We start from the raw sequence: 20,002 nt of genomic DNA, 5'->3' as shown, positions 1-20,002 counted from the left end.
TCTACCCTTGATGCGCTAGCAGTTGCGCTTGATGAAGATGCGTCGGCAGACGCCGTGCGAGGGCCGCGAGGAAGGCGGGCTCGTGTTGCCGGAGAAAGAAGTGGTTGCCCTCGAACCAGTCGAGCGTGAAAGCGCCGCAGGTCTCTTCGGACCAGGCGGCCATCGCCGGCGCCTCGATGTCGTCCTGGCGTCCTGCGAAGGCGTGGACGGGCAGCGGCAGCGGTGGCCGGCCGGGCGTGTGGACGTGGCTGCGGCAGACGCGGCGGTCGGCGCGCAGGGTGTCGAGCGTGATGCGCATGAGTTCTTCGCTTGCGAACACTTCTTCGGGCGTGCCGCCTTGCTTCTGCAACTCGGCGGTGAGCGCCGCGTCGTCTTCACCGCCGTCGAAACGCCCGGGGTCGCGCCGGGAAGGCGCCTCGCAGCCGGACGCCAGCAGCGCGCGTGGCAAGGGCCGCCGCAACGACTGGAGCCGGCGGGCCACGCCATGGGCGAGCAACGCGCCCATGCTGTGGCCGAAGAGCGCGAAGTCGCCGCGCATCGCTTCGGCCTGCTCGGCGCAGATCCGCGCGACCAGTGCATCGAAGTCTTCGATGAAAGGCTCGTCCATGCGCGCGCCGCGCCCCGGCAGCTCCACCGGCACGATGCACACCCACGACGGCAGGAAACGCCGCCACCGCCAATACATGGAGGCGCTCGCGCCGGCGCATGGCAGGCACAACAGCGCGAGAGGCGCCTGGGCGCTCATCAACCGGCCGCGGGTTCCGTGGCCGGTGCGCCTGCCTGTTGCTGCATCCAATCGCGCAGCGATCTGGGCCGCATGTCGGTCCAGTGGCTCTCTACGTAGGCGAGCACGGTCTTCTTGTCGCCCCGCACGCCCTCGACGGCGGTCCATCCGCCGGGAACGGCCTTCCAGTGGGGCCAGATGGAGTACTGGTCTTCGTGATTGACCAGAACGATGAAGGCCTCGTCTTCACGGTCAAAACAGCTCGTCGACATCGGTGCATCCTTGTGTGATTGAACAGAGAGAGAAAGGAGCGCACCGCGGCCGGTCGCGGACCGGACGGAATCCCAGCACCCCTGCCAAGAGGACGCTTCAGAAGCCGATCTGTTCATTTTTCGCGGCAGGACGGCGAGCGCCGTGGACGTGCCGGTGCCGGAACGCGCGCCGGAGGCGCGTTCGCGATGGATGCGAAGGGGTTACTTGCCGGCGCGAGGCTCGGCGTCGTCGTCCGGCAAGTCGTCGCCGAAATCGTTGACCGGAGGAACGAACCCCGCGAGGAGCCAGAGCCGGGCGGCCTTGTCGTAGGCCAGGCGGTGCGCGGGCTCCGCGAGAAGCCAGGCTGTCATTGCGGCGCGCGCGGCCTCGTCGAAGCTTTCGCGGTCGTGCTCGCGCTGCACCCAATCCCATGCGGTGTTCCAGATGGGATCGCCCGTTTCCTGTGTCATTCGTGAAGCTGCTCGCGTTGTCCGTCGGAGCCGGGTCTTGAACGACCCGGCCGGTCCAGCGCGCATTCTCGCGGGAAACGGGCGCGGCCCCGCTGCGTAGAAGCCGCAGCTAGCGCGCGTCGCTCTCCAGCAGCAGGTGGCCGCACGACTTGATCGCGTTGGCGGCTTCAGCGATCAGCCCGTTCACCAGGCCCAGCGCACAGCCCAGGCGTGCCGCGATCTCCCGCTGCGTGAGGCCTTCGAGACGGTAGAGCTCGAACACCAATCGCGTTCGGGGCGAGAGGCCGGACAGGACCCTGTCGATCGCGGTGATCACCTGGCGCTCGCACAGCATGCGGTCGGGGGTCGAGGCGGTTGTCGGCATGTCGAGCAGCTCCACGTCCACGTCGAAGGTGCGGTAGCTGGCTTCGACGCGGTGACGGCGGCAATAGTCCAGCGCCATGTTGCGCACCACCTGGCAGCAATAGCCGATGGGACGCTCGGCCTGGCGGACGCAGGGGCCGTCGGCGATCTTCAGGTAGGCGTCCTGCACGACGTCGTCGGCCAGATCCGCCGTGTTGACGATCTTCCGGGCGACACGCCAGAGTTGCGCACGATGGGCGATGAAAACCTCAGCGAGCGACGGCTCGGACGAATGCGGCGACTGCATGTTCAACACCTCTTCCTCCAGTTCCAGTGGGCGAGCCGAAATGGGCTGCAGGTCCGATTTACTACTTTCGATGCACAAATCGAAATAAGAATCATTGCTATTTATAGGCGGATTTTGAGGCATTTCCATGACCCTTCCGGATCGACACTCAAACAAACGACATGAGGAGCCCCGAGAAAATCCGCCGCAGCGGATCGGATGGCCGAGCGATCCGCGAGAGAACGCGGAACCCGGCACAGGGGGACCGAGATAATAGCTGACTTGCGCTTCGTGCAAACATTTGGAAAACAAGATTGAAGATTGCGGCCAAGCGCTGCCACTCCCATGCACCGCGCCGCCCCCCTTCTTCCTTTGCCTGCGGGCGATATCCATCTCTGGTTCTGCCCCCATGGCGAGACCGGCGATCCCGCGCTCGACGCCGCCCACCACGCGCTGTTGACGCCGCAGGAGCTGCAGCAGAAAGATCGTTTCCACTTCGCGCGCGACCGGCATCGCTACCTGCTGACGCGGGTGCTGGTGCGTTCGGTCCTGTCGCGCTATGCGCCCATCGAGCCGAACGACTGGCGCTTCGCCAACGGGCCCTTCGGCCGCCCCCACATCGATGGCCCCGAGACCGAAGAGACGCGCGGCCTGGACTTCAACCTGAGCCACACCGCCGGCCTCATCGTGCTGGCGATTGCGCGAAACATCGAACTGGGCGTCGATGTCGAGAACACCCGCCGCTCCGCCGTGCTCGAGGCCGTCGATCACTACTTCGCCCCCGCCGAAGCCAGTTCGCTCAATGCCTTGCCGGCCGCCTTGCAGCCGCATCGCTTCTTCGAGCTATGGACCTTGAAGGAGAGCTATATCAAGGCGCGCGGCATGGGCTTGCAGATCCCGCTCGACAGCTTCGCCTTTGCGCTCGATGTCCCGGGCGACATCGGCTTCTCGCTCGCCGATCCGCGCGGCAACACCGCATGGCACTTCCAGCAACTGCAGCCCACGGCCGATCACATGGTGGCCCTTTGCAGTTCCACCGACGCGCGCATCGTGTGCCGAGAAACGTCGCCCCTGCAATGGGAGCGCCCGCTGGAAGTCCGCACGACGCGCGCATCTAAAATTCCGCCCCTTTCCCCGATCCCTCCCTCATGAACATCGTCGTCAACGAAGAACTCAAAGCCTATATCGATCCCATGTCTCCGGAGGAATACGCGGCGCTGGAGCGAAGCATCCTCACCGAAGGCTGCCGCGACGCGCTCGTGCTGTGGGGCGAGGTGCTGGTGGACGGTCACCACCGCTACGGCATCTGCCAGAAGCACGGCCTGCCGTTCCAGACGGTGCAGAACACGCACTTCAAGACGATGGAGGACGTGCACCTCTGGATGATCGACCAGCACCTTGGCCGCCGCAGCATCTCGGACTACCAGCGCGGCGTGCTGGCGCTCCGAAAGAAAGTCATCGTCGACGACCAACGCTCCCGCGCGCTGTCGGAAACGTCGTCGTCCGAAGACCCACCATTCGATGTCGATGCTCCCGCCGGCGAATCTGCGGCAGACAACGCCCTGCCCCCGCCTGCGCCGCTGAACAGCCGCGAATCCATTGCCAAGGCCGCGCGCCTGAGCAGCAGCCAGGTCGTGATGATCGAGAAGATCCAGAAGCAGGCCGCGCCCGAACTGGTGGCCGCGGTGAAGTCGGGTGTGATCTCGATCAACACCGCCGCGGCTGTCGCCAGCCTGCCTGCCGAAGAGCAGATCTCGGCAGCGAACGCGGGCAAGGACGAACTCAAGCAGGCCGCCAAGCGCGTGCGCGAGGCCAAGCGCAAGCCGCGTGCAGAGTCGGCGGAGTCCGCATCGGACGATCAGCCCGCCAACCCCGGCGCAGCCGACGCAGTCGACATGCTGGAGCAGCGCGTGGCCGAACTCACGCGCGAGAACGACGCCCTGCGCAGGCAGGTCGCCGATCTGCAGGCGCAACTGGCAGAGCAGTTGGCCGGCTGACGGGCGAGGCGCAGACCCCGCGCCGGTGTTTGCCTTACAGCTGGATCTCGGTGATCTTCGCGCCCGACAGCGAGACCCCGGCTTCCAGCCCCACGTTGGTCAGCACGAAGCCCACCACGGGTTGCCGGATCGTGTTGGTGTCGACGCTGCCGTTGGCACCGATGGTGGCGACAGCCACCGTGGCGTCGGCGCCGGCCGTCCAGCCCCTGCTGCCGCGGAACTTGTCGAGCGCGGCCTGCGTGGTGAACAGGTAGATCACGGCCTTCGACTGCGCGCCAGCCTGGAAGCCCACCGAGCCCGCGGTGGTGCTGTAGTACGACTGCGTGCGGCCGTTCACGCGCAACGCGCCGCGCCCGTATTCGGCACCGACGCCCAGGCTGGCCCCGACCACGGCCGGGAACACCAGCACGCCGCTGGACTTGGCGACCAGTTCGCGCGAGCCCCTCACGGAGTCATACAGCTTGGACAGCGAGGCGTCGACCTGCGCGTCGATGGACGTGCGCGACGACGCGCTGCTGGCCTGGTCCTGCGGGCGCGTCGTGGTGCATCCGACGAAAGCCAGGCTGCAGGCCGCAACGACGGAAGAAAACGCGAGAGTGCGGAGGTTCATGGTGCTCATGATGATTCCTTTGCAAAGACATGGATCGGCGGAAAAGCCTCTGCCTGTGGCGGCAGATCGGGCCATGCTAAAGCGGCCGAAACACGATAAATCCGACGTGGGAATCCCGCCTACGCGAAGTCAGGCCGCGTGCCTTCGCGGGTGTCGGTGCCGGGCGAAACCGGGGCTCTGGAATCCGTTTTTCCGCCACGGTGCCGGTGAAGGAAACGCAATGTTGAGGCAATGCTGATTCATAGCATGGCAGCCGAACCCACCACAAACCACACGTACTTCGATGACCTCCGAGACTGTCCGGCCGTTGCCTGCATCGCCAACGGGCATCGCGCGCCTTTCCCTGCCGGATGCATTGCGTGGCTTCGGCTTGTTCGGCGTGCTGATGATCAACCTCTTCGGCCTCCTCCCCGGTCATGCGGTGTCCGGCTTGCTGGTGCTGATGGTCGCGAGCCTGTGGCTCGGTCGCGCCGCTGTGCTGCGCGAGTCGGTTGCGCATCGCCGCTTCTGGCAACACCTGCTGCGCGCGAGCCTTGCGCTCGGCCTGATCGCCGCCGCGGGCGCATCCGCCGCCCCGGTACTGCGCGATGTCGCGTTGCTCGCGCTGGGTGCGTTCCTCGCAGCGTCCTTCGTCCTCCTGTTCCAGCGCGCCGCATGGCGCCGCTGGCTGCAGAAACTGGCACCCACCGGCCGGATGGCGCTCACGAACGGCGTGGCGCAAGCGCTGTTCAGCCTGTGCCTCCTGCACGGCACCAATCTCACCTTCGATCCGATGAGCCTGCTGCTGTGCGGCGTCGCGATCTTCGCGCTGCAGGCCGCCTCCAGTTGCTGGTGGCTGGCCCGCTACAACGCCGGCCCCGCCGAATGGCTGTGCCACAGCCTGGTCTCGCGCAAGCCGCAGCCGATGCGCCGCCGCACCGCGCGCCTGGATCACCGACACGCCGACGTGCTGGTCCGCTGGCCCGTCTGATCGAGGCCGCGCTCGCTCAAGGCAGGAGCGTGATGCGATCGGTCACCGGTGGCGCGAGCGGGCTGTTCGCCTTGATGTAGGCCTCCAGCGCGTCCACGTCCTGGTCGCCGCCGAGCACGTCGGTGCCCTGGTTGAACACGGTGAAGTTGTCGCCACCGGTGGCCAGGAAGCTATTCATCGTCACCCGGTAGTTCGCCGCCGGATCGATGGCGGTTCCGTTCAGTGCCATGTTGCTCACGCGCGCGCCGCCGGGCGCCGAGGCGCTGTAGCTGTAGGTCAAGCCGCGCGAAGGCAGCAGCACCTTCGGGGCGGCCGGCGTGTTCGAGCCGCTGTTGAACTGCTGCTCCAGCACGGCCTTGATCTGCGCGCCCGTCATCGTCTTCACCACCAGGCTGTTGCCGAAGGGCTGCACCGCGAAGATCTGGCCGTAGGTCACGCTGCCGCCCTGTGCGGGCGCCAAGTCGGCGCGCACGCCACCCGGGTTCATGAAGGCGATCTGCGCGGCGCCCTTGCCCGCCGGGCTGGTGGCGGCCAGCTGCGCATCGGCGATCAGGTCGCCCAGCACGCTTTCCTTGGATGGCGTCAGCGTGCGCGTGGCCGTGGCGGTGAGCGAGCCCACGACGCGCTGCACCAGCGGCCCGGCGATCGCAAGGTACTGGCTGATGAGCGCGACCACTTCCTGGTTCTTGCCGAACACGGGGTACTGGTCGGTCAGCGCGACGGTGGTGGGGCCGCTGGTGAAGGCCTCGCCCTGCACGATGACGTTGTCGGCCGCCTTGGCCGTCACCTTGCGCGTGCGGGTGTCGATGGTGAGGTCGATGTCGGTGAGCAGCGTGCCGTACTGGCCCGCGCTCGTCAGCAGGAAGGGCTTGGCCGGGTTGGTCTTGCCGTAGTCGCAGACGTACGAGCGGTGCGTGTGGCCCGAGATCACCACGTCGACCGCCGTGTCCAGCTTGTTCAGGATCGGCAGGATGTCGCCACTCAGGCCCGCGCAGCTCTTGTCGTTGTAGCCGACCGTGGTGGTGCCGCCTTCGTGGATCACCACGACGATGGCGTCCGCGCCCTGCGCCTTCAGTTGCGGGATCAGCGCGTTGGCCGTGTCCGCCTCGTCCTTGAAGCTCAGGCCCGCAACGCCGGCGGGCGTCACGATGTTGGGCGTGCCCTTGAGCGTCATGCCGATGAAGGCCACCTTCACCGTGGCGCCGTCCTTGGTGAAGCTCTTCATGCCGGTGGCGGGGAACAGCGTGTTGCCATCGGTCTTCACCGTGTTGGCCGCGAGGAAGCCGAAGTTCGCGCCCGGAAAGGCCTTGTTCACGCGGCAGGGCTCGAGCGCCGTGTTCTTGGCACAGCCGCCGTTCTTCATGCGCAGCAGCTCGGTCTGGCCCTTGTCGAACTCGTGGTTGCCCACGGCGTTGAAGTCGATCTTCATCGCGTTCACCGCTTCGATGGTCGATTCGTCCAGGAACAGCGCCGACACCAGCGGCGAGGCGCCGATCATGTCGCCGGCCGACACCACCGCGTTGTTCCCGTTCTTCGCCTTGAGCGACGCGATGGCCGACGCCAGGTAGGCCGCGCCGCCCGCGGGCACCGGCACCGTGCCGCCGCCGGCGGCAGGCGCGGTGATCGAGAGATTGGGCGGCTCCAGGTTGCCATGCAGGTCGTTGAAGGCGATGAGCTTCACCTCGATGCTGCCGGGCGTGGCCGGCGCGGGAGGAGGCGCCGGTGCGGGCGGGGGCGCCGGCGGAAGAAAGGGAAAGAAATTGCCCGAGTTGTCGCTGCCGCCGCAGGCGGACAACGTGGCCAGGACGACACCCGCGAGCGCGAGATGCTTCAACGATGAATGCATGGATCTTCTCCTCCGTATTGGAATGCAGCGCATGCTGGCCACGGGACATGACGGCGGCGTGACCAGCCCTCGTCCGCGCGGGGGCTCAGGGCAACGCCACCAACTCCATCGAAACCTCGGGGCCGAACGCGCTGCGCAGCAGTGCGCGGGCCCGGGTACTTCGATCGTCGGAGAGCGACTGTACCGCCAGCCATCCGTCCTTCGGCCGCCGCTGCAGGTGCCAGCCTTCCTGCCCGAGGCGGATGAGTTCGGCCAGCGCCGCGGCGTCCGCCACCGGCAACGCGGAAGGCACGATGTCGAGCCAGTCCACCACCTGGTCGGTCTCGCCGCCGAGCCGTGCAGCCGCACCCTCGGCCAGTGCGCGTTGCGTGGCCACATCCCTCACCGCGCCCTGCAGGACGATGCCGTTGCCGTGCCAGCGGATCTCCAGCGCAGCGCCTGTCACCTGCGGAGTTTTCGCCATGAAGTGCCATGCAACCGCCAGCACCATCAGGCAGGCAACCGCCCATGCGCCGAGAGCGGGTCGCAGGTGAATGCGGCGTTGTGTTTCCAAGGCCGCGAGGGTGCCACGCGCAGCGTGACATGGTTGTGACCGCGCCCCCGTGGCATGTAGACTGATTCGATGACCCCCGAAGCCCTGCTCGCCCACTACGACACGGCCGCGCCGTGGCCTGCCGACCGTCCCGCCCGCGGCCCCGCCGACGTTGCCGCCGCCTACCAGGACGCACTCGCGCTGCGGGCCCTCAGGCTCGCGCGCGGCGAGCGGCCGGTGGGCTACAAGATCGGCTTCACCAACCGCACGATCTGGCAGCGCTACGGCGTGTTCGGGCCGATCTGGGGACCGGTATGGAACACGACGCTCACGCGCTGCGATGGCCGGGGAACGGTGGACCTCACCGGCACCCTTCAGCCCCGGATCGAGCCGGAAATCGTCTTCGGCATTGCCGCAACACCGCCGCGCGATGCCACGCTGGAACAGCTCTTCGGCTGCATCGAATGGCTGGCGCCTGGTTTCGAGATCGTGCAGTCGCACAGCGCCTGGAAATTCACCGCCGCGGAAACCGTGGCCGACGGCGCCTTGCATGCGCGCCTGCTGGTCGGCCGCGAAACACCCGTTCGCCAGTTCGCGGGCACCGGCGCCGAGCTCGACGACAAGCTGGCCGCGACGCGCCTCCGGTTGTTGAAGGGCGATGCGCCCATCGACGAAGGCACCGGCGTCAACGTGCTCGACGGTCCGCTGCACGCGCTCCGCCACTTCGTGCAGGAACTGCAAGCCTGCCCCGGCGCACCCGCGCTGCAGCCCGGCGAGGTGATCACCACCGGCACCTGGACCGACGCCTGGCCCATCGTGCCCGGCGAAACCTGGCGCGCCGAATTCGAGGCGCCGTTCGATTCGCTCGAGATCACCCTGCGCTGAACGGATCGATGCGGCCCGACCTCGACTCCCTCGCACTCTTCCTGAGCGCCCTGGAATCCGGCAGCCTGTCGAAGGCGGCCGAGGAGCACCACCTCGTGCTGTCGGCCGCGAGCCGGCGCATCCGCATGCTCGAGACGGAGTTCGGCGTGCCGCTTTTCCAGCGCACCTCCAAGGGCGTGACGGTGACCGGCGCGGGCGAGTCGCTGGCCATCCACGCGCGGCTCATCCTGCGCGACGTCGACCGCATGCGCGCCGATCTCTCGGACTACGCACAGGGCGCGACCGGCCGCGTGCGGCTGCAGGCCAATGCATCGGCGATGGGCCAGTTCCTGCCCGACGACGTGGCGAGCTTTCGCCGGAGCTATCCGGAGATTCGCGTCGACGTGGAAGAGCACCGCAGCGTGTGGATCGTGCAGGCGATCCGCGACCGGCATGCCGATGTCGGCGTGATCACCGGCGACACGGCGGACACCACGCTCAACTTCATCCCCTATCGCATGGACAGGCTGGTGGCCATCGTCCACCGCAAGCACCCGTACCGCAACCGCGAGGTGTCGTTCGCGGAGTTGCTCGATTTCGATTTCGTGGGCCTGGAGAACGACTCGGCCATTGCCCGCACCATCGAGGACGCGGCGGTCGCCGCACGCAAGGTGCTGCGCCTGCGCGTGAAGGTCAAGAGCTTCGAGGCGGTGTGCCGGATGATCGAGGCCGGCATGGGCGTGGGCATCCTGCCCGAGGGCGCGGCGGCCACCTACCGCAAGGAAATGGGCCTGCGCTTTTTGAACCTGTCGGACGCGTGGGCGTCACGCCGCATGTACCTCTGCACGCGGCAGGAGACGCTGACTTTTCCGCAGCGCCGCCTGGTCGATCATTTGCTCTCGCGCTACGTGCCGTAGCGCGAGCAAGGCGCTTTACTTCTTCAGCGCTTCGACGAGGTCCAGCACCATGCGATCGGGACCGAAGGTGTCGATGCCGTGCGTCAGCAGCTTCTCGACGGCTTGCGCGATGCCGTGGCTGGCCGACGATTGCTGCGCCATGTCGTTGTAGTAGCCCAGGTCCTTCTTGGCATTGGCCATCGAGAACTTCAGCGAATCGGTGCTGCCGGTCAGGAGCTTGGGCTTGACGCGTTCCAGCGCCACGCCGTTGCCGCCGCCCTTGGCCAGCACCTCCACGAACACATCGGGCGCCACGCCGGCGCGCTCTGCGCAGGCAGCCGCTTCGCACAGCAGCGCGACGGTGCCGAGCGACACGAAGTTGTGCAGCAGCTTCATCGCATGGCCCGCGCCGATGCCGCCCACGTGCGTGATGTTCTCGGCAAAGCAGCGCAGGAGCGGCAGGCACGAGGCCAGCACCTCTGCATCGCCGCCCACCAGCAGGTTGAGCCGGCCTTCTGCGGCTTCCTTGGCGGTGCGCGTCATCGGCGCATCGAGGAACTTGCCGCCCCTGGCCTGCACGGCCTCGGCGACCTTGGTGGTGGAGTCGGGCACGGCGGTGGAGCAGTCGATCACCACGGTGCCGGGGCGCAGGCTGGCGAGCGCGCCCCCCTTTCCATCCTTGCCGAGCATCACGGCCTCGACCTGCGGCGTGCCGGTGACGCAGAGGATCAGCACGTCGACATCGGCGGCCAGTGCCGTCACGTCCGACACCGCCGTGGCGCCGGCCGCGAGCAGCGCGCCGACGGGCTGGTTGCCGGGGTGATCGAGGATGGTCAGCCGGTGGCCGTGCTTGACGATGTTCTGCGCGATGCCGCTGCCCATCAGGCCGACACCGACCAGGCCGACGCGGCGGGACTCTTGTTGTGCTTCTTGTGCGTTCGTATTCATGGGTTCACCCGTGTTTGATGGCGATGGTCTTGAGGGTCGTGAAGCCTAGCAGGGCTTCGAAACCCTTCTCGCGACCGAAGCCACTCGACTTGACGCCACCGAACGGCAGTTCCACGCCGCCCGCCGCGCCGTAGTTGTTGATGAAGACCTGCCCGCAGTGCAGCTTGTTCGCCACGCGCAGTTGCCGGCCGCCGTCGCGCGTCCACACACCGGCCACAAGGCCGAAGTCGGTGCCGTTGGCCAGGCGAATGGCCTCGGCCTCGTCGGCGAAGGGCATCACGGCCAGCACGGGGCCGAAGACCTCGCGCTGCGCGAGTTCGCTGTCGGCGGGCACGTCGCGGAACAGCACGGCCTCCTGGTAGTAGCCGCTGGCCGATGCGTTCGGCGACACCGTGCCGCGCGCCGCCACCTTCAGGCCGTTCGCCTCGGCGGTCGCGACCATGTCGCGCACCTGGCGGAACTGCTTTTCGTTGATCAGCGGGCCCATGTCGAGGTCGTCGGCGGGCGGGCCCGAGCGCACGGCTGCAAAGCGTTCGGCCAGCCGCTTCACGACCTCTTCGTATACCGATTGTTCGACCAACACGCGGCTGCCGGCCGAGCAGGTCTGGCCGGCGTTCTGGATGATCGCGTTGAGAAGCACGGGCACGGCCGCATCGAGGTCGGCGTCGGCGAACACCAGCTGCGGCGACTTGCCGCCCAGCTCCAGCGTGACGGGGCAATGCCGCTCGGCAGCAGCCAGGCCGACGCTGCGGCCCGTGACGGTCGAACCCGTGAACGAGATGTGGTCGATGCCCGGATGCGCGCACAGCGCCGCGCCCGCCTCCCGGCCATACCCGGTCACCACGTTGAGCGCGCCGGCAGGAAAGCCCACCTCGGTCGCGATTTCCGCCAGGCGCAGCAGCGACAGGCTCGCGTCCTCTGCCGGCTTGACCACGCAGGCGTTGCCGGCCGCGAGCGATGCGCCCACGCTGCGGCCCGCGATCTGCATCGGGTAGTTCCAGGGAATGATGTGCCCGGTCACGCCGTGCGGCATGCGCACCGTGAGCACCGTGTAACCGCGCTCGTAGGGCAGCGTGTCGCCGTGCAGCTTGTCGCAGGCGCCGGCGTAGTACTCGAAGTAGCGCGCGAGCGCGGTGGCGTCGTTGCGTGCCACGCGCAGCGCCTTGCCGGTGTCGCGGGCTTCGAGCTGCGCGAGTTCCTCGTGGTGGTGCATCACCGCGGCGCCCAGCCTGGCCAGCAGGCGGCCGCGTTCGAGCGCGGTCATCGCGCCCCAGGGGCCGTCGAAGTTCTCGCCCATGGCGCGGCGTGCTGCGCGGACGGCAGCGTCCACATCCGCTGCGGTGCCGCGTGCGATTTCGCCGAAGCGCTGCCCGTCGCTCGGGTCGATCACGGCGATGGTTTCGGCGCCCTGCGAAGCCACACGGCCGCCGTCGATGTAGTGGGTTGCTGCGGTCATCTCGTCTCTCTTTGGATGGGGTTCACTGGAGTTCGGGCCAGGGCTTCTGCGCGTCGCGGATGAGCTCGAAGGCGCGGCTGAACTGCAGAACGCCCAGGTCGTCGAAGCGCCTTCCCGCAACCTGCAGGCCGATGGGCAGGCCCTCGTCCGAGTAGCCGCAGTTGACCGACGACGCCGGCTGTTCCGACATGTTGTAGGGGACAGTGAAGCCGATGTGCTCCAGCGACCGCAGCGGGTCGTTCGTCGGCGAGGCGTGTTCCGCGGGCGCGGGCATGTTGGGCGACACCGGCGAGATCACGAAGTCGAAGCCCACGGTCGCCGCGATGGTGGCCGCGCGCGTGGCGATGAACTGGCTGTAGGCATCGAAGATGTGCGCGCCCGAGAAGCCGGCCGCGCTTTCGGCCCAGGCGTCGATGTAAGGCAGCATCTTCGCGCGGCGCTTGGGCGCCATGGCGCGCAGGTCGGTCAGCGAGCGCATGCGCCAGAAGTGGTCCATGCCCTGCAGCATCTTCGGCGTCATGAAGGGCTTCATGTCCTCGACGTGGGCGCCGGCTGCCTCGATCTTCTTCGCCGCGCGCAGCACCGCCTCGCGGATCTGCGGATCGAGCGGCAGGCCGCAGCCTGCGTCCATCAAGAGGCCCACGCGCTTGCCCGCGAGGAAGGAGGCATCGACGTCGAAGGCCAGCCAGTCGATGACGGGCGGCGGCAGCTCCGAGTAGTCGCGGCTGTCGGGCTGGGCGACGGACTGCATCATCAGCGCGGCGTCTTCCACGGTGCGCGTCATCGGTCCGGCGCAACGGCCCATGTAGGGCGTGCTCAGCGGAATGCGGCCGAAGCTAGGCTTGAGCGTGAAGATGCCGCACCAGCTCGCGGGCAGGCGCAGCGAACCGCCGATGTCGGTGCCCGCATGCAGCGGGCCGTAGCCCGCGGCGGCGGCCGCACCGGCGCCCGCACTGGAGCCGCCGGGCGTGCGCGAGAGGTCCCACGGGTTGCGCGAGAGTTCATGGAAGGTCGAGAGACCGGACGACAGCATGCCGACGTCGGGCATCGTGGTCTTGGCCACGAGCACGGTGCCGTCCTGCTTCAGGCGGGCGGCCGGTGGCGAATCGTCCGCCATCGGCACGAGGTCGTAAGCCGCGGTGCCCAGCGGCATCGGGTCGCCCGCGGTCGCAAGGTTGTCCTTGATGGTCACGGGCACGCCGTCGAGCGCGCCGCGCGGCGTGCCGGCCAGCCAGCGCGCTTCCGAAGCGCGCGCCTGCTCCAGTGCGAGTTCGGGGCGGAAGAGCCAGGTCGCGTGCAGCTTGGGCTCCAGCGCCGCGATGCGCTCGTTGACCGCGCGCACCACCTCGACCGGCGAGAGTTCCTTGCCGCGATAGGCCGCGCCGAGTTCGGCGGCGCTCAGGGAATACAGGGGCTTCGTCATGGCATCAGCTCCAGGAAATGGCGGCCAGGTCGTTCACCACGATCGGCATGCTGGCCCACAGGCCCTTGACCTCCTTGCGCGCGATGGTGGGAAACACCGCCTGGTAGAGAAAGCCGTTGACCGCATCGGTCGCGAGTTGCCGCTGCGCCTCGGCCAGCAGGTCGGCGCGGCGCTTCTTGTTCTCTTCGTTCTGGATCGCGACGAACGTGTCGCGGAATTTCTTCGAGTCGTAGCCCCAGTAGTAGTCGGGCTCGGTGTACTTCACCAGGTCGAAGGGCTCCACGTGCGCGACCATCGTGAGGTCGAAGTCGTGCGCGCCGCCGAAGGTGCCGCTCAGCCACTGCGCCCACTCGACGTTCTGGATCTTCACGTGGATGCCGATCTGCGCCAGCTGCGCAGCGATCATCTCGCCGCCCTGCCGTGCGTACGAAGGCGGCGGCAGCGTCAGTCGCAGTTCGAGCGGCGTCTTCACGCCGGCCTCGGCCAGCAGGCGCTTGGCCTTCTCGACGTCGTAGGGGTTCATCGCGGTCGTGTCGATGAAGCCCGGCGAACCCATCGCGTAGTGGCTGCCGATGGGCTTGCCGAAGCCATCCGCCGCGCCCTGGACGATCGTGTTGCGGTCCAGCGCCGCCAGGATCGCGCGGCGCACGCGCACGTCGTCCAGCGGCTTCTTGCGGTTGTTGATGGTGAGGATCACCTTGCCGCGCGTGCCCACCTCCAGCACCTGGAAGCGCGGGTTGCCCTTGAACTGCGCGACCGAGCGGGTGCCCGCGCGCGGGAAGATGTCGATGTCGTTCGCCATCAACGCGGCGGTCTGCGCGGCGGTGTCGGACATGAAGCGGAAGACGAACTTCTCGACCTTCGCAAGGTTCGGGTCACGGTACGTCGGCGACTTCACCAGCGTGCACGAGGCGCCGCGCTGCCAGGCGCCCAGCTTGTAGGGGCCGGTGCCCACGGGCGCGGTCGCATTCGTCTCGGCGCTCTTGGGCTCGACGATGCAGGCGGTCGACTGTCCGAGCATGAACGGCAGGTCGGGGTTGGACAGCGTGCTGTTGACGCCCACCGTGTACTCGTCGAGCACCACGGTGCCGATCTCGCTGAAGAAGCGCTTGTCCTTGTTCGTGCTCTTGGCGCCGCCCGCGCGGTCGAACGAGAACTTGACCGTGGCCGCGTTGAAGGGCTGCCCGTTCTCGAAGCGCACGCCGCGGCGCAGCTTGAAGACGAAGGTCTTCATGTCGGGCGACGACGACCAGCTCTCGGCGAGCATCGGCGTGACCGAGCCGTCGGCGTTGACCTTGGTGAGCGTCTCGAAGATGTTGTATTGCGCGATCTCCGCAATGGCCGACGCGGCGCCCGTGGTCGGGTCCAGGCCCGGCGGCTCCAGCGGCATGCCGATGCTCAGCATGTTCTTGCCCGTCTGCGCCTGTGCCAGCGGGAGGAAGGCGCCCGGGATCGCCGCGGCCATGGCGGTGCCCATGAGGGTGCGTCGCTTCAACATTCGTTTATCTCCTGGAAGTGAGGTGAGTGACCCCGCGCGGTTCAAGCCACGGGCGTCTGCATGACGGCGGACAGCAGCGTCCGCGTGTAGGGGTGCTGCGCGTGGCGGAACAGGTGGCCCGGCGCGCCCTGCTCCACGATCTGGCCCTTGAAGACCACGGCCACGTCGTCGCACAGGTGGTTGACCACCGCGAGGTCGTGGCTGATCAGGAGATAGCTGATGCCGAACTGCTGCTGCAGGTCCTGCATGAGGTTGAGCACCTGGGCCTGTACCGACACGTCGAGCGCGCTGACGGGCTCGTCGGCGACGATGAGCTTGGGGCGCGTGATCAAAGCGCGCGCGATCGCGATGCGTTGTCTCTGCCCGCCCGAGAACTCGTGCGGATACTTGTCCATGTCGGTGGTGCGAAGGCCGACAGCAGCCAGCGATTCGGCGGCGCGTTCGCGTTGCTCTTTGCGCGAGACCTCGGCCAATGCTTCGAGCGGCTCGGCGACGATGCGGGCGACGGTCTGGCGCGGATCGAGCGAGCCATAAGGGTCTTGAAAGACCATCTGGAAGTCGCGTCGTGCGGTGCGCAGCTCGCTCTTGGGCAGCGTGTGCAGGTCGCGCCCGAGCAACTTCACGCTGCCCGAGGTCGGCGTGTCGAGCGCCATCACCAGACGCGCAATGGTCGACTTGCCCGAACCCGATTCACCGACGATGCCCAGGCTGCGGCCGGCTTCGACCTTGAAGCTCACGCCGTTGAGTGCCTTGACGGTGGGCGGCGGGCCGAAGAGTTTTTCGCGCGGCAGGTCGTAGTGCCGCACGAGGTCGGTCACCTCCAGCAGCGGCTGGGTTGTGGTGGACTTGCTCATGCGGGTACGGCGCTTTGCGCCGCGATTTCTTCCAGGCGAAGGCAGCGCACCGCATGGCCGCTCGGCTTCATCGCCAGCGGCGGCTTCGTCGTGTAGCACATGTCGGCCGTGAAGCTGCAACGCCCTGCGAACGCGCAGCCGCGCGGCAGGTCCACCAGCTCAGGCACGCTGCCGCGGATGGTGGCCAGCCGCCCCGTGCGTGGTGCTCCGAGCACCGGCCGCGCCGCGAACAGGCCGCGCGTGTAGGGATGTGCACGCTCGGCGAACACGGCCTTCGTCGGGCCGCTCTCGACCATGCTGCCGCCGTACATCACGAGCATTCGCTGCACGCTGTTGGCGATCACGCCCAGGTCGTGCGAGATCAGGATCAGCGCCATGCCCATCTCTGCGACCAGGCTCTGGATCAGGTCCAGCACCTGCTTCTGGATGGTCACGTCCAGCGCGGTGGTGGGCTCGTCGGCAATCAAGAGGTCGGGGCCGCAGGCCAGCGCCATCGCGATGCCGATGCGCTGGCGCTGCCCGCCCGAGAACTGGTGCGGATACGCATCGAGCCGCGAAGCCGCATCGGGAATGCCCACGCGTTCCAGCAAGCCCAGCGCCTCCTGCCGCGCCTGGGCCTTGGAGAGCCCGCGGTGCAGCCGCAGCGGCTCGCCGACCTGGCGCACGATGGTGTGCACCGGGTTGAGCGCCGTCATCGGCTCCTGGAAGATCATGCCGATGCGGTTGCCGCGGATCTGGCACATCGCCTTTTCGGGCAGTCCGACGAGTTCCTGCCCATCGAGGCGGATGCTGCCGCCGACCTTCGCGGTCGAGGGCAGGAGGCCCATGAGCGACATCACGGTGATCGACTTGCCGCAGCCCGATTCGCCCACGATGCCCAGCGTTTCGCCGCGCTCCAGCGAGAAGGAAATGCCGCGCACCGCTTCGGCCGGGCCGCGCTGGGTCTGCAGGCCGATGTGCAGGTCGTTGACTTCGAGAAGGGGCATGGTTCAGCGGGCTCGTGCAAGGCGCGGGTCGAGCAGGTCGCGCAGACCGTCGCCGAGCAGGTTCAGGCCCAGCACCGCCAGCGCGATGGCCATGCCGGGGAACACGGCCAACAGCGGCTGCTGGAACATGAGCGTCTGCGCCTCGCTGAGCATGCGGCCCCACGACGGCTGCGGCGGCTGCGTGCCGAGGCCCAGGTACGACAGCGCCGCTTCGGCCAGGATCGCGATGGCGAAGCGGATGGTGATCTGCACGATCAGCACCGCCGAGATGTTCGGCAGCACGTGCTGCATCGTGATCGAGAACGAGCCCTTGCCGCAGGCGCGTGCCGCCGCGATGTACTCGCGCGACCAGATCGCGTTGGCCGAGGCGCGCGTGATGCGCGCGAAGGTAGGGATGTTGTAGATGCCGATCGCGACGATGGCGTTGACGATGCCCGCGCCGAACACGGCCGTCATCATGATCGCCGAGAGGATGGCGGGGAACGCGAGCGAGAAATCGGCGAAACGCATGATCGCCTCTTCGACCCAGCCACGCCGCGCAGCCGCCAGCAGGCCCAACGCCGTGCCGACCACGAGGCCGATGCCCACGGCGATCACGCCCACGAGGATGGAAGCGCGCGCGCCCACCAGCAGCAGCGAGGCCACGTCGCGCCCGAAGGCGTCGGTGCCCAGCCAGTGCGCGGCCGAGGGCGCCTGCATCTTGTTGGCCATGTCCATCTCGTAGGGCGACCACGGGGTCCACACGAACGACACGAGCGCGGCCAGGAGCAGCAGCAGCGCGAGCACGGCGCCGATGACGAAGCTGCGGTGGTGCAGCGCGCGGCGCCAGAAGCCCGGCACGGTGAGCGCGGCTGCGCCGGGAACAGCGGGAGCAACGACGGCGTTCATATGTCGCTCGCCTTGATGCGCGGGTCGATCACTGCGTACAGCACGTCGACCACGAAATTCACGATGACGACAAGCGCCGCGAGCAGCATCACGCAGTTGCGCACCACGACCAGGTCGCGGTTGCTGATGGCCTGGAAGATCAGCCGGCCGAGGCCCGGCAGGTAGAACACGTTCTCGATCACGATGGTGCCTGCGAGGAGTTCGGAGAACTGCATGCCCATCACCGTGATGACGGGGATCATGGCGTTGCGCAGCACGTGCAGCCACAGCACGGCGCGCTGCGACACGCCCTTGGCGCGCGCGGTGCGCACGAAGTCTTCGCGCATCACTTCGAGTACGGCCGAACGTGTGATGCGCGCCAGGATCGCGGCCTGCACCACCGCGAGAGACAGCGCCGGCAGCAGCAGCGATTTCACGCCGCCCAGCACGCCCTCGCCCCATCCGTCGAAGCCGCCCGCGGAGAACCACTGCAGCTTCACCGAGAACACCAGGATCAAGAGGATCGCGAACCAGAAATTCGGGATCGCGATGCCCACCTGCGTCATGCCCATCAAGCCGACATCGCCCATCTTGTTGTGGCGCGCGGCCGCAGTCACGCCGACGACGAGCGCCAGCACGGTGGTGAGCGTCATCGCGAGCACCGCCAGCGGCACGGTGAGCGCGAGGCGCTCCAGGATCAGGTCGAGCACCGGCGAGCCATAGGCGTAGCTGTCGCCCAGGTTGCCGGTGAGGATGCCGCCGATCCAGTGCCAGTAGCGCGTCCACGCGGGCTGGTCCAGGCCCAGCTTCGTGGCGAGTGCGGCCACCGCGTCGGACGAGGCGTCGGGTCCCATGAGCATCTGCGCGGCGTTGCCGGGCAGGATCTCCAGGACGAGGAACACGATGACCGACGCGCCGATCAGCGTGCCGACCAGCGTTGCCAGGCGCTTGAGCAGGAAGAGGCCCATCTATCTGTCCCTATGCCTCGCGTTGAGGCGGGTCATGCAATGCAGCTGGCGACGGCGCGGCCCACGTCGACCGTGTTCGCCGTGCCGCCCATGTCGCGCGTGCGCGGGCCTTCGCTCAGCACGGTCTCGATGGCCGTGAGCACGGCCGCAGAAGCCTCTGCATACACGGGGTCGCCGTTGCCCAGGTGGTCGAGCATCAGCGCGGCCGACCAGATCTGGCCGATCGGGTTGGCGATGCCCTTGCCCGCGATGTCGGGCGCCGAACCGTGCACCGGCTCGAACAGCGACGGGAACGCGCGCTCGGGGTTCAGGTTGGCAGAAGGTGCGATGCCGATGGTGCCTGTGCATGCGGGGCCCAGGTCGGAGAGGATGTCGCCGAAGAGGTTGGAGGCCACGACCACGTCGAACCAGTCGGGGTGCTGCACGAAGTGCGCGCACAGGATGTCGATGTGGTACTTGCTCGTGGCGATGTCCGGGTGGCGCTTGGCCATCTCGGCCAGGCGCTCGTCCCAGTACGGCATGGTGATCGAGATGCCGTTCGACTTGGTCGCTGCCACGAGGTTCTTGCGCGGGCGCTTGCTCGCGAGTTCGTAGGCGTACTTGAGGATGCGGTCGACGCCGTGGCGCGTGAACACGGCCTCCTGGATCGCCATTTCGCGCGGCGTGCCTTCGAAGAGGCGCCCGCCGACCGAGGTGTATTCGCCTTCGGTGTTTTCGCGGACCACGAGAAAGTCGATGTCGCCGGGCTGGCGGTGCGCGAGCGGTCCGGGCACGCCGGGCATCAGGCGCACGGGGCGCAGGTTCACGTACTGGTCGAACTCGCGGCGGATCTTGATGAGCAGGCCCCACACGGCGATGTGGTCAGGCACCTTGTCGGGCGCGCCGACGGCGCCGAAGTAGATGGTGTCGTGGCCCTTGATCTGGTCGTCCCAGTCGGTGGGCATCATGAGCCCGTGGCGCACGTAGTGGTCGGAGCCCCAGTCGAAATGATCGAAGCTGAAGTCGATGCCGAACTTGCGGCTCACCGCGTCGAGCACGCGAAGGCCTTCGGGCATCACCTCGACCCCGATGCCGTCACCCGGGATGACGGCGATTCTGTGTTTTCGTTGCATCGGATACCTGCTTGAAGACTGTTTCACGAACAAGTCTAGAAGCAGGTGGCGTGCCACCGGATGGGGGTTCGCACGTACTTTGTCTTGCCATTATCAGAAGG

21 protein-coding genes are annotated in these 20,002 nt (G+C 67.7%); 5 read left to right on the top strand and 16 right to left on the bottom strand.

What is annotated here, in order from left to right; all coding sequences use genetic code 11:
* Nucleotide 1: 1 nt before the first annotated feature.
* The 4 genes from BM133_RS00465 to BM133_RS00450 all read right to left on the bottom strand — a co-directional run bounded on the left by BM133_RS00465 (nucleotide 2) and on the right by BM133_RS00450 (nucleotide 2,095).
* Complete coding sequence (locus BM133_RS00465; protein WP_093430871.1) at nucleotides 2-745, bottom strand: thioesterase II family protein; 744 nt, start codon at nucleotides 743-745, stop codon at nucleotides 2-4.
* Nucleotides 745-996: an MbtH family protein gene (locus BM133_RS00460; protein WP_093430870.1), complete on the bottom strand. Its 252-nt coding sequence runs from the start codon at nucleotides 994-996 to the stop codon at nucleotides 745-747. Before BM133_RS00460 ends, BM133_RS00465 begins: the two co-directional genes overlap by 1 nt.
* 201 nt (nucleotides 997-1,197) lie before the next feature.
* Nucleotides 1,198-1,446, bottom strand: coding sequence for a DUF4880 domain-containing protein (locus BM133_RS00455; protein ID WP_093430868.1), 249 nt, complete (start codon nucleotides 1,444-1,446; stop codon nucleotides 1,198-1,200).
* Nucleotides 1,447-1,555: 109 nt separating this feature from the next.
* Nucleotides 1,556-2,095 carry a sigma-70 family RNA polymerase sigma factor gene (locus BM133_RS00450; RefSeq protein ID WP_093434922.1) on the bottom strand — a complete coding sequence of 180 codons (540 nt, stop codon included), beginning with the start codon at nucleotides 2,093-2,095 and terminating at the stop codon, nucleotides 1,556-1,558.
* 324 nt (nucleotides 2,096-2,419) lie between these two features.
* On the opposite strand from BM133_RS00450, the gene BM133_RS00445 reads away from it, so the two are divergent.
* Both BM133_RS00445 and BM133_RS00440 read left to right on the top strand, forming a co-directional pair.
* Entirely contained in the window at nucleotides 2,420-3,226 is an 807-nt protein-coding gene (locus BM133_RS00445) for a 4'-phosphopantetheinyl transferase family protein (RefSeq protein ID WP_093430867.1), read from the top strand.
* Entirely contained in the window at nucleotides 3,223-4,071 is an 849-nt protein-coding gene (locus BM133_RS00440; RefSeq protein WP_093430865.1) for a plasmid replication/partition related protein, read from the top strand. The genes BM133_RS00445 and BM133_RS00440 overlap by 4 nt, the downstream gene beginning before the upstream one ends.
* Before the next feature lie 34 nt (nucleotides 4,072-4,105).
* Here the strand turns inward: BM133_RS00440 and BM133_RS00435 are convergent, their stop codons facing one another.
* Nucleotides 4,106-4,690, bottom strand: a complete 585-nt coding sequence (locus tag BM133_RS00435) for a BPSL1445 family SYLF domain-containing lipoprotein (protein WP_093430864.1) — start codon at nucleotides 4,688-4,690, stop codon at nucleotides 4,106-4,108.
* A 274-nt stretch (nucleotides 4,691-4,964) separates the two neighbouring features.
* On the opposite strand from BM133_RS00435, the gene BM133_RS00430 reads away from it, so the two are divergent.
* A complete protein-coding gene (locus BM133_RS00430) occupies nucleotides 4,965-5,651 on the top strand; it encodes a DUF418 domain-containing protein (RefSeq protein WP_093430862.1) in 687 nt (228 codons plus the stop codon).
* Nucleotides 5,652-5,667: 16 nt separating this feature from the next.
* Here BM133_RS00430 and BM133_RS00425 read toward each other — a convergent pair whose 3' ends face one another.
* Together BM133_RS00425 and BM133_RS00420 are read right to left on the bottom strand one after the other, a co-directional pair.
* Nucleotides 5,668-7,497, bottom strand: coding sequence for a bifunctional metallophosphatase/5'-nucleotidase (locus BM133_RS00425; RefSeq protein WP_093430861.1), 1,830 nt, complete (start codon nucleotides 7,495-7,497; stop codon nucleotides 5,668-5,670).
* Between the two features lie 85 nt (nucleotides 7,498-7,582).
* Nucleotides 7,583-7,960: a hypothetical protein gene (locus BM133_RS00420; protein ID WP_256219022.1), complete on the bottom strand. Its 378-nt coding sequence runs from the start codon at nucleotides 7,958-7,960 to the stop codon at nucleotides 7,583-7,585.
* A 159-nt stretch (nucleotides 7,961-8,119) separates the two neighbouring features.
* Here BM133_RS00420 and BM133_RS00415 point away from each other — a divergent pair, with 159 nt between their 5' ends.
* Together BM133_RS00415 and BM133_RS00410 are read left to right on the top strand one after the other, a co-directional pair.
* Nucleotides 8,120-8,914 carry a 2-keto-4-pentenoate hydratase gene (locus BM133_RS00415; protein ID WP_093430857.1) on the top strand — a complete coding sequence of 265 codons (795 nt, stop codon included), beginning with the start codon at nucleotides 8,120-8,122 and terminating at the stop codon, nucleotides 8,912-8,914.
* An 8-nt stretch (nucleotides 8,915-8,922) separates the two neighbouring features.
* On the top strand, nucleotides 8,923-9,810 hold the full coding sequence (locus tag BM133_RS00410; protein ID WP_093430856.1) for a LysR family transcriptional regulator: 888 nt from the start codon (nucleotides 8,923-8,925) through the stop codon (nucleotides 9,808-9,810).
* Between the two features lie 15 nt (nucleotides 9,811-9,825).
* On the opposite strand, the gene BM133_RS00405 is transcribed toward BM133_RS00410, so the two are convergent.
* The 9 genes from BM133_RS00405 to BM133_RS00365 are packed head-to-tail and all read right to left on the bottom strand — an operon-like array spanning nucleotide 9,826 to nucleotide 19,901.
* Nucleotides 9,826-10,737: an NAD(P)-dependent oxidoreductase gene (locus BM133_RS00405; RefSeq protein ID WP_093430854.1), complete on the bottom strand. Its 912-nt coding sequence runs from the start codon at nucleotides 10,735-10,737 to the stop codon at nucleotides 9,826-9,828.
* Nucleotides 10,738-10,741: 4 nt separating this feature from the next.
* Nucleotides 10,742-12,193, bottom strand: a complete 1,452-nt coding sequence (locus BM133_RS00400; RefSeq protein ID WP_093430853.1) for an aldehyde dehydrogenase family protein — start codon at nucleotides 12,191-12,193, stop codon at nucleotides 10,742-10,744.
* Nucleotides 12,194-12,215: 22 nt separating this feature from the next.
* On the bottom strand, nucleotides 12,216-13,616 hold the full coding sequence (locus tag BM133_RS00395; RefSeq protein WP_093430851.1) for an amidase: 1,401 nt from the start codon (nucleotides 13,614-13,616) through the stop codon (nucleotides 12,216-12,218).
* 4 nt (nucleotides 13,617-13,620) lie between these two features.
* The gene (locus BM133_RS00390) at nucleotides 13,621-15,114 is read right to left on the bottom strand and encodes an ABC transporter substrate-binding protein (RefSeq protein ID WP_093430850.1); all 1,494 of its coding nucleotides are present in this window, start codon (nucleotides 15,112-15,114) and stop codon (nucleotides 13,621-13,623) included.
* A 41-nt stretch (nucleotides 15,115-15,155) separates the two neighbouring features.
* Nucleotides 15,156-15,968, bottom strand: coding sequence for an ATP-binding cassette domain-containing protein (locus BM133_RS00385; protein WP_093430848.1), 813 nt, complete (start codon nucleotides 15,966-15,968; stop codon nucleotides 15,156-15,158).
* Nucleotides 15,965-16,954, bottom strand: a complete 990-nt coding sequence (locus tag BM133_RS00380) for an ABC transporter ATP-binding protein (RefSeq protein WP_093430847.1) — start codon at nucleotides 16,952-16,954, stop codon at nucleotides 15,965-15,967. The genes BM133_RS00385 and BM133_RS00380 overlap by 4 nt, the downstream gene beginning before the upstream one ends.
* A 3-nt stretch (nucleotides 16,955-16,957) precedes the next feature.
* Nucleotides 16,958-17,842 (bottom strand): ABC transporter permease, encoded by an 885-nt coding sequence (locus BM133_RS00375; protein WP_093430846.1) that lies wholly within the window; start codon nucleotides 17,840-17,842, stop codon nucleotides 16,958-16,960.
* On the bottom strand, nucleotides 17,839-18,789 hold the full coding sequence (locus BM133_RS00370; RefSeq protein WP_093430845.1) for an ABC transporter permease: 951 nt from the start codon (nucleotides 18,787-18,789) through the stop codon (nucleotides 17,839-17,841). Before BM133_RS00370 ends, BM133_RS00375 begins: the two co-directional genes overlap by 4 nt.
* A gap of 32 nt (nucleotides 18,790-18,821) precedes the next feature.
* A complete protein-coding gene (locus BM133_RS00365) occupies nucleotides 18,822-19,901 on the bottom strand; it encodes a tartrate dehydrogenase (protein ID WP_093430844.1) in 1,080 nt (359 codons plus the stop codon).
* Between the last annotated feature and the right edge of the window lie 101 nt (nucleotides 19,902-20,002).

This window comes from Variovorax sp. 770b2, assembly GCF_900115685.1.
Lineage (GTDB): Bacteria > Pseudomonadota > Gammaproteobacteria > Burkholderiales > Burkholderiaceae_C > Variovorax.
This window is presented reverse-complemented; position numbering and strand designations above follow the sequence as displayed.

What these genes read in the sequence shown, in the direction of transcription:
- BM133_RS00440 (WP_093430865.1), top strand. Translation starts at nt 3,223, where the DNA reads ATGAACATCGTCGTCAACGAAGAACTCAAAGCCTATATCGATCCCATG.
- BM133_RS00465 (WP_093430871.1), bottom strand. Translation starts at nt 745, where the DNA reads ATGAGCGCCCAGGCGCCTCTCGCGCTGTTGTGCCTGCCATGCGCCGGC.
- BM133_RS00365 (WP_093430844.1), bottom strand. Translation starts at nt 19,901, where the DNA reads ATGCAACGAAAACACAGAATCGCCGTCATCCCGGGTGACGGCATCGGG.
- BM133_RS00370 (WP_093430845.1), bottom strand. Translation starts at nt 18,789, where the DNA reads ATGGGCCTCTTCCTGCTCAAGCGCCTGGCAACGCTGGTCGGCACGCTG.
- BM133_RS00375 (WP_093430846.1), bottom strand. Translation starts at nt 17,842, where the DNA reads ATGAACGCCGTCGTTGCTCCCGCTGTTCCCGGCGCAGCCGCGCTCACC.
- BM133_RS00395 (WP_093430851.1), bottom strand. Translation starts at nt 13,616, where the DNA reads ATGACGAAGCCCCTGTATTCCCTGAGCGCCGCCGAACTCGGCGCGGCC.
- BM133_RS00435 (WP_093430864.1), bottom strand. Translation starts at nt 4,690, where the DNA reads ATGAGCACCATGAACCTCCGCACTCTCGCGTTTTCTTCCGTCGTTGCG.
- BM133_RS00380 (WP_093430847.1), bottom strand. Translation starts at nt 16,954, where the DNA reads ATGCCCCTTCTCGAAGTCAACGACCTGCACATCGGCCTGCAGACCCAG.
- BM133_RS00390 (WP_093430850.1), bottom strand. Translation starts at nt 15,114, where the DNA reads ATGTTGAAGCGACGCACCCTCATGGGCACCGCCATGGCCGCGGCGATC.
- BM133_RS00405 (WP_093430854.1), bottom strand. Translation starts at nt 10,737, where the DNA reads ATGAATACGAACGCACAAGAAGCACAACAAGAGTCCCGCCGCGTCGGC.
- BM133_RS00385 (WP_093430848.1), bottom strand. Translation starts at nt 15,968, where the DNA reads ATGAGCAAGTCCACCACAACCCAGCCGCTGCTGGAGGTGACCGACCTC.
- BM133_RS00415 (WP_093430857.1), top strand. Translation starts at nt 8,120, where the DNA reads ATGACCCCCGAAGCCCTGCTCGCCCACTACGACACGGCCGCGCCGTGG.
- BM133_RS00460 (WP_093430870.1), bottom strand. Translation starts at nt 996, where the DNA reads ATGTCGACGAGCTGTTTTGACCGTGAAGACGAGGCCTTCATCGTTCTG.
- BM133_RS00455 (WP_093430868.1), bottom strand. Translation starts at nt 1,446, where the DNA reads ATGACACAGGAAACGGGCGATCCCATCTGGAACACCGCATGGGATTGG.
- BM133_RS00450 (WP_093434922.1), bottom strand. Translation starts at nt 2,095, where the DNA reads ATGCAGTCGCCGCATTCGTCCGAGCCGTCGCTCGCTGAGGTTTTCATC.
- BM133_RS00430 (WP_093430862.1), top strand. Translation starts at nt 4,965, where the DNA reads ATGACCTCCGAGACTGTCCGGCCGTTGCCTGCATCGCCAACGGGCATC.
- BM133_RS00420 (WP_256219022.1), bottom strand. Translation starts at nt 7,960, where the DNA reads ATGGCGAAAACTCCGCAGGTGACAGGCGCTGCGCTGGAGATCCGCTGG.
- BM133_RS00400 (WP_093430853.1), bottom strand. Translation starts at nt 12,193, where the DNA reads ATGACCGCAGCAACCCACTACATCGACGGCGGCCGTGTGGCTTCGCAG.
- BM133_RS00425 (WP_093430861.1), bottom strand. Translation starts at nt 7,497, where the DNA reads ATGCATTCATCGTTGAAGCATCTCGCGCTCGCGGGTGTCGTCCTGGCC.
- BM133_RS00445 (WP_093430867.1), top strand. Translation starts at nt 2,420, where the DNA reads ATGCACCGCGCCGCCCCCCTTCTTCCTTTGCCTGCGGGCGATATCCAT.
- BM133_RS00410 (WP_093430856.1), top strand. Translation starts at nt 8,923, where the DNA reads ATGCGGCCCGACCTCGACTCCCTCGCACTCTTCCTGAGCGCCCTGGAA.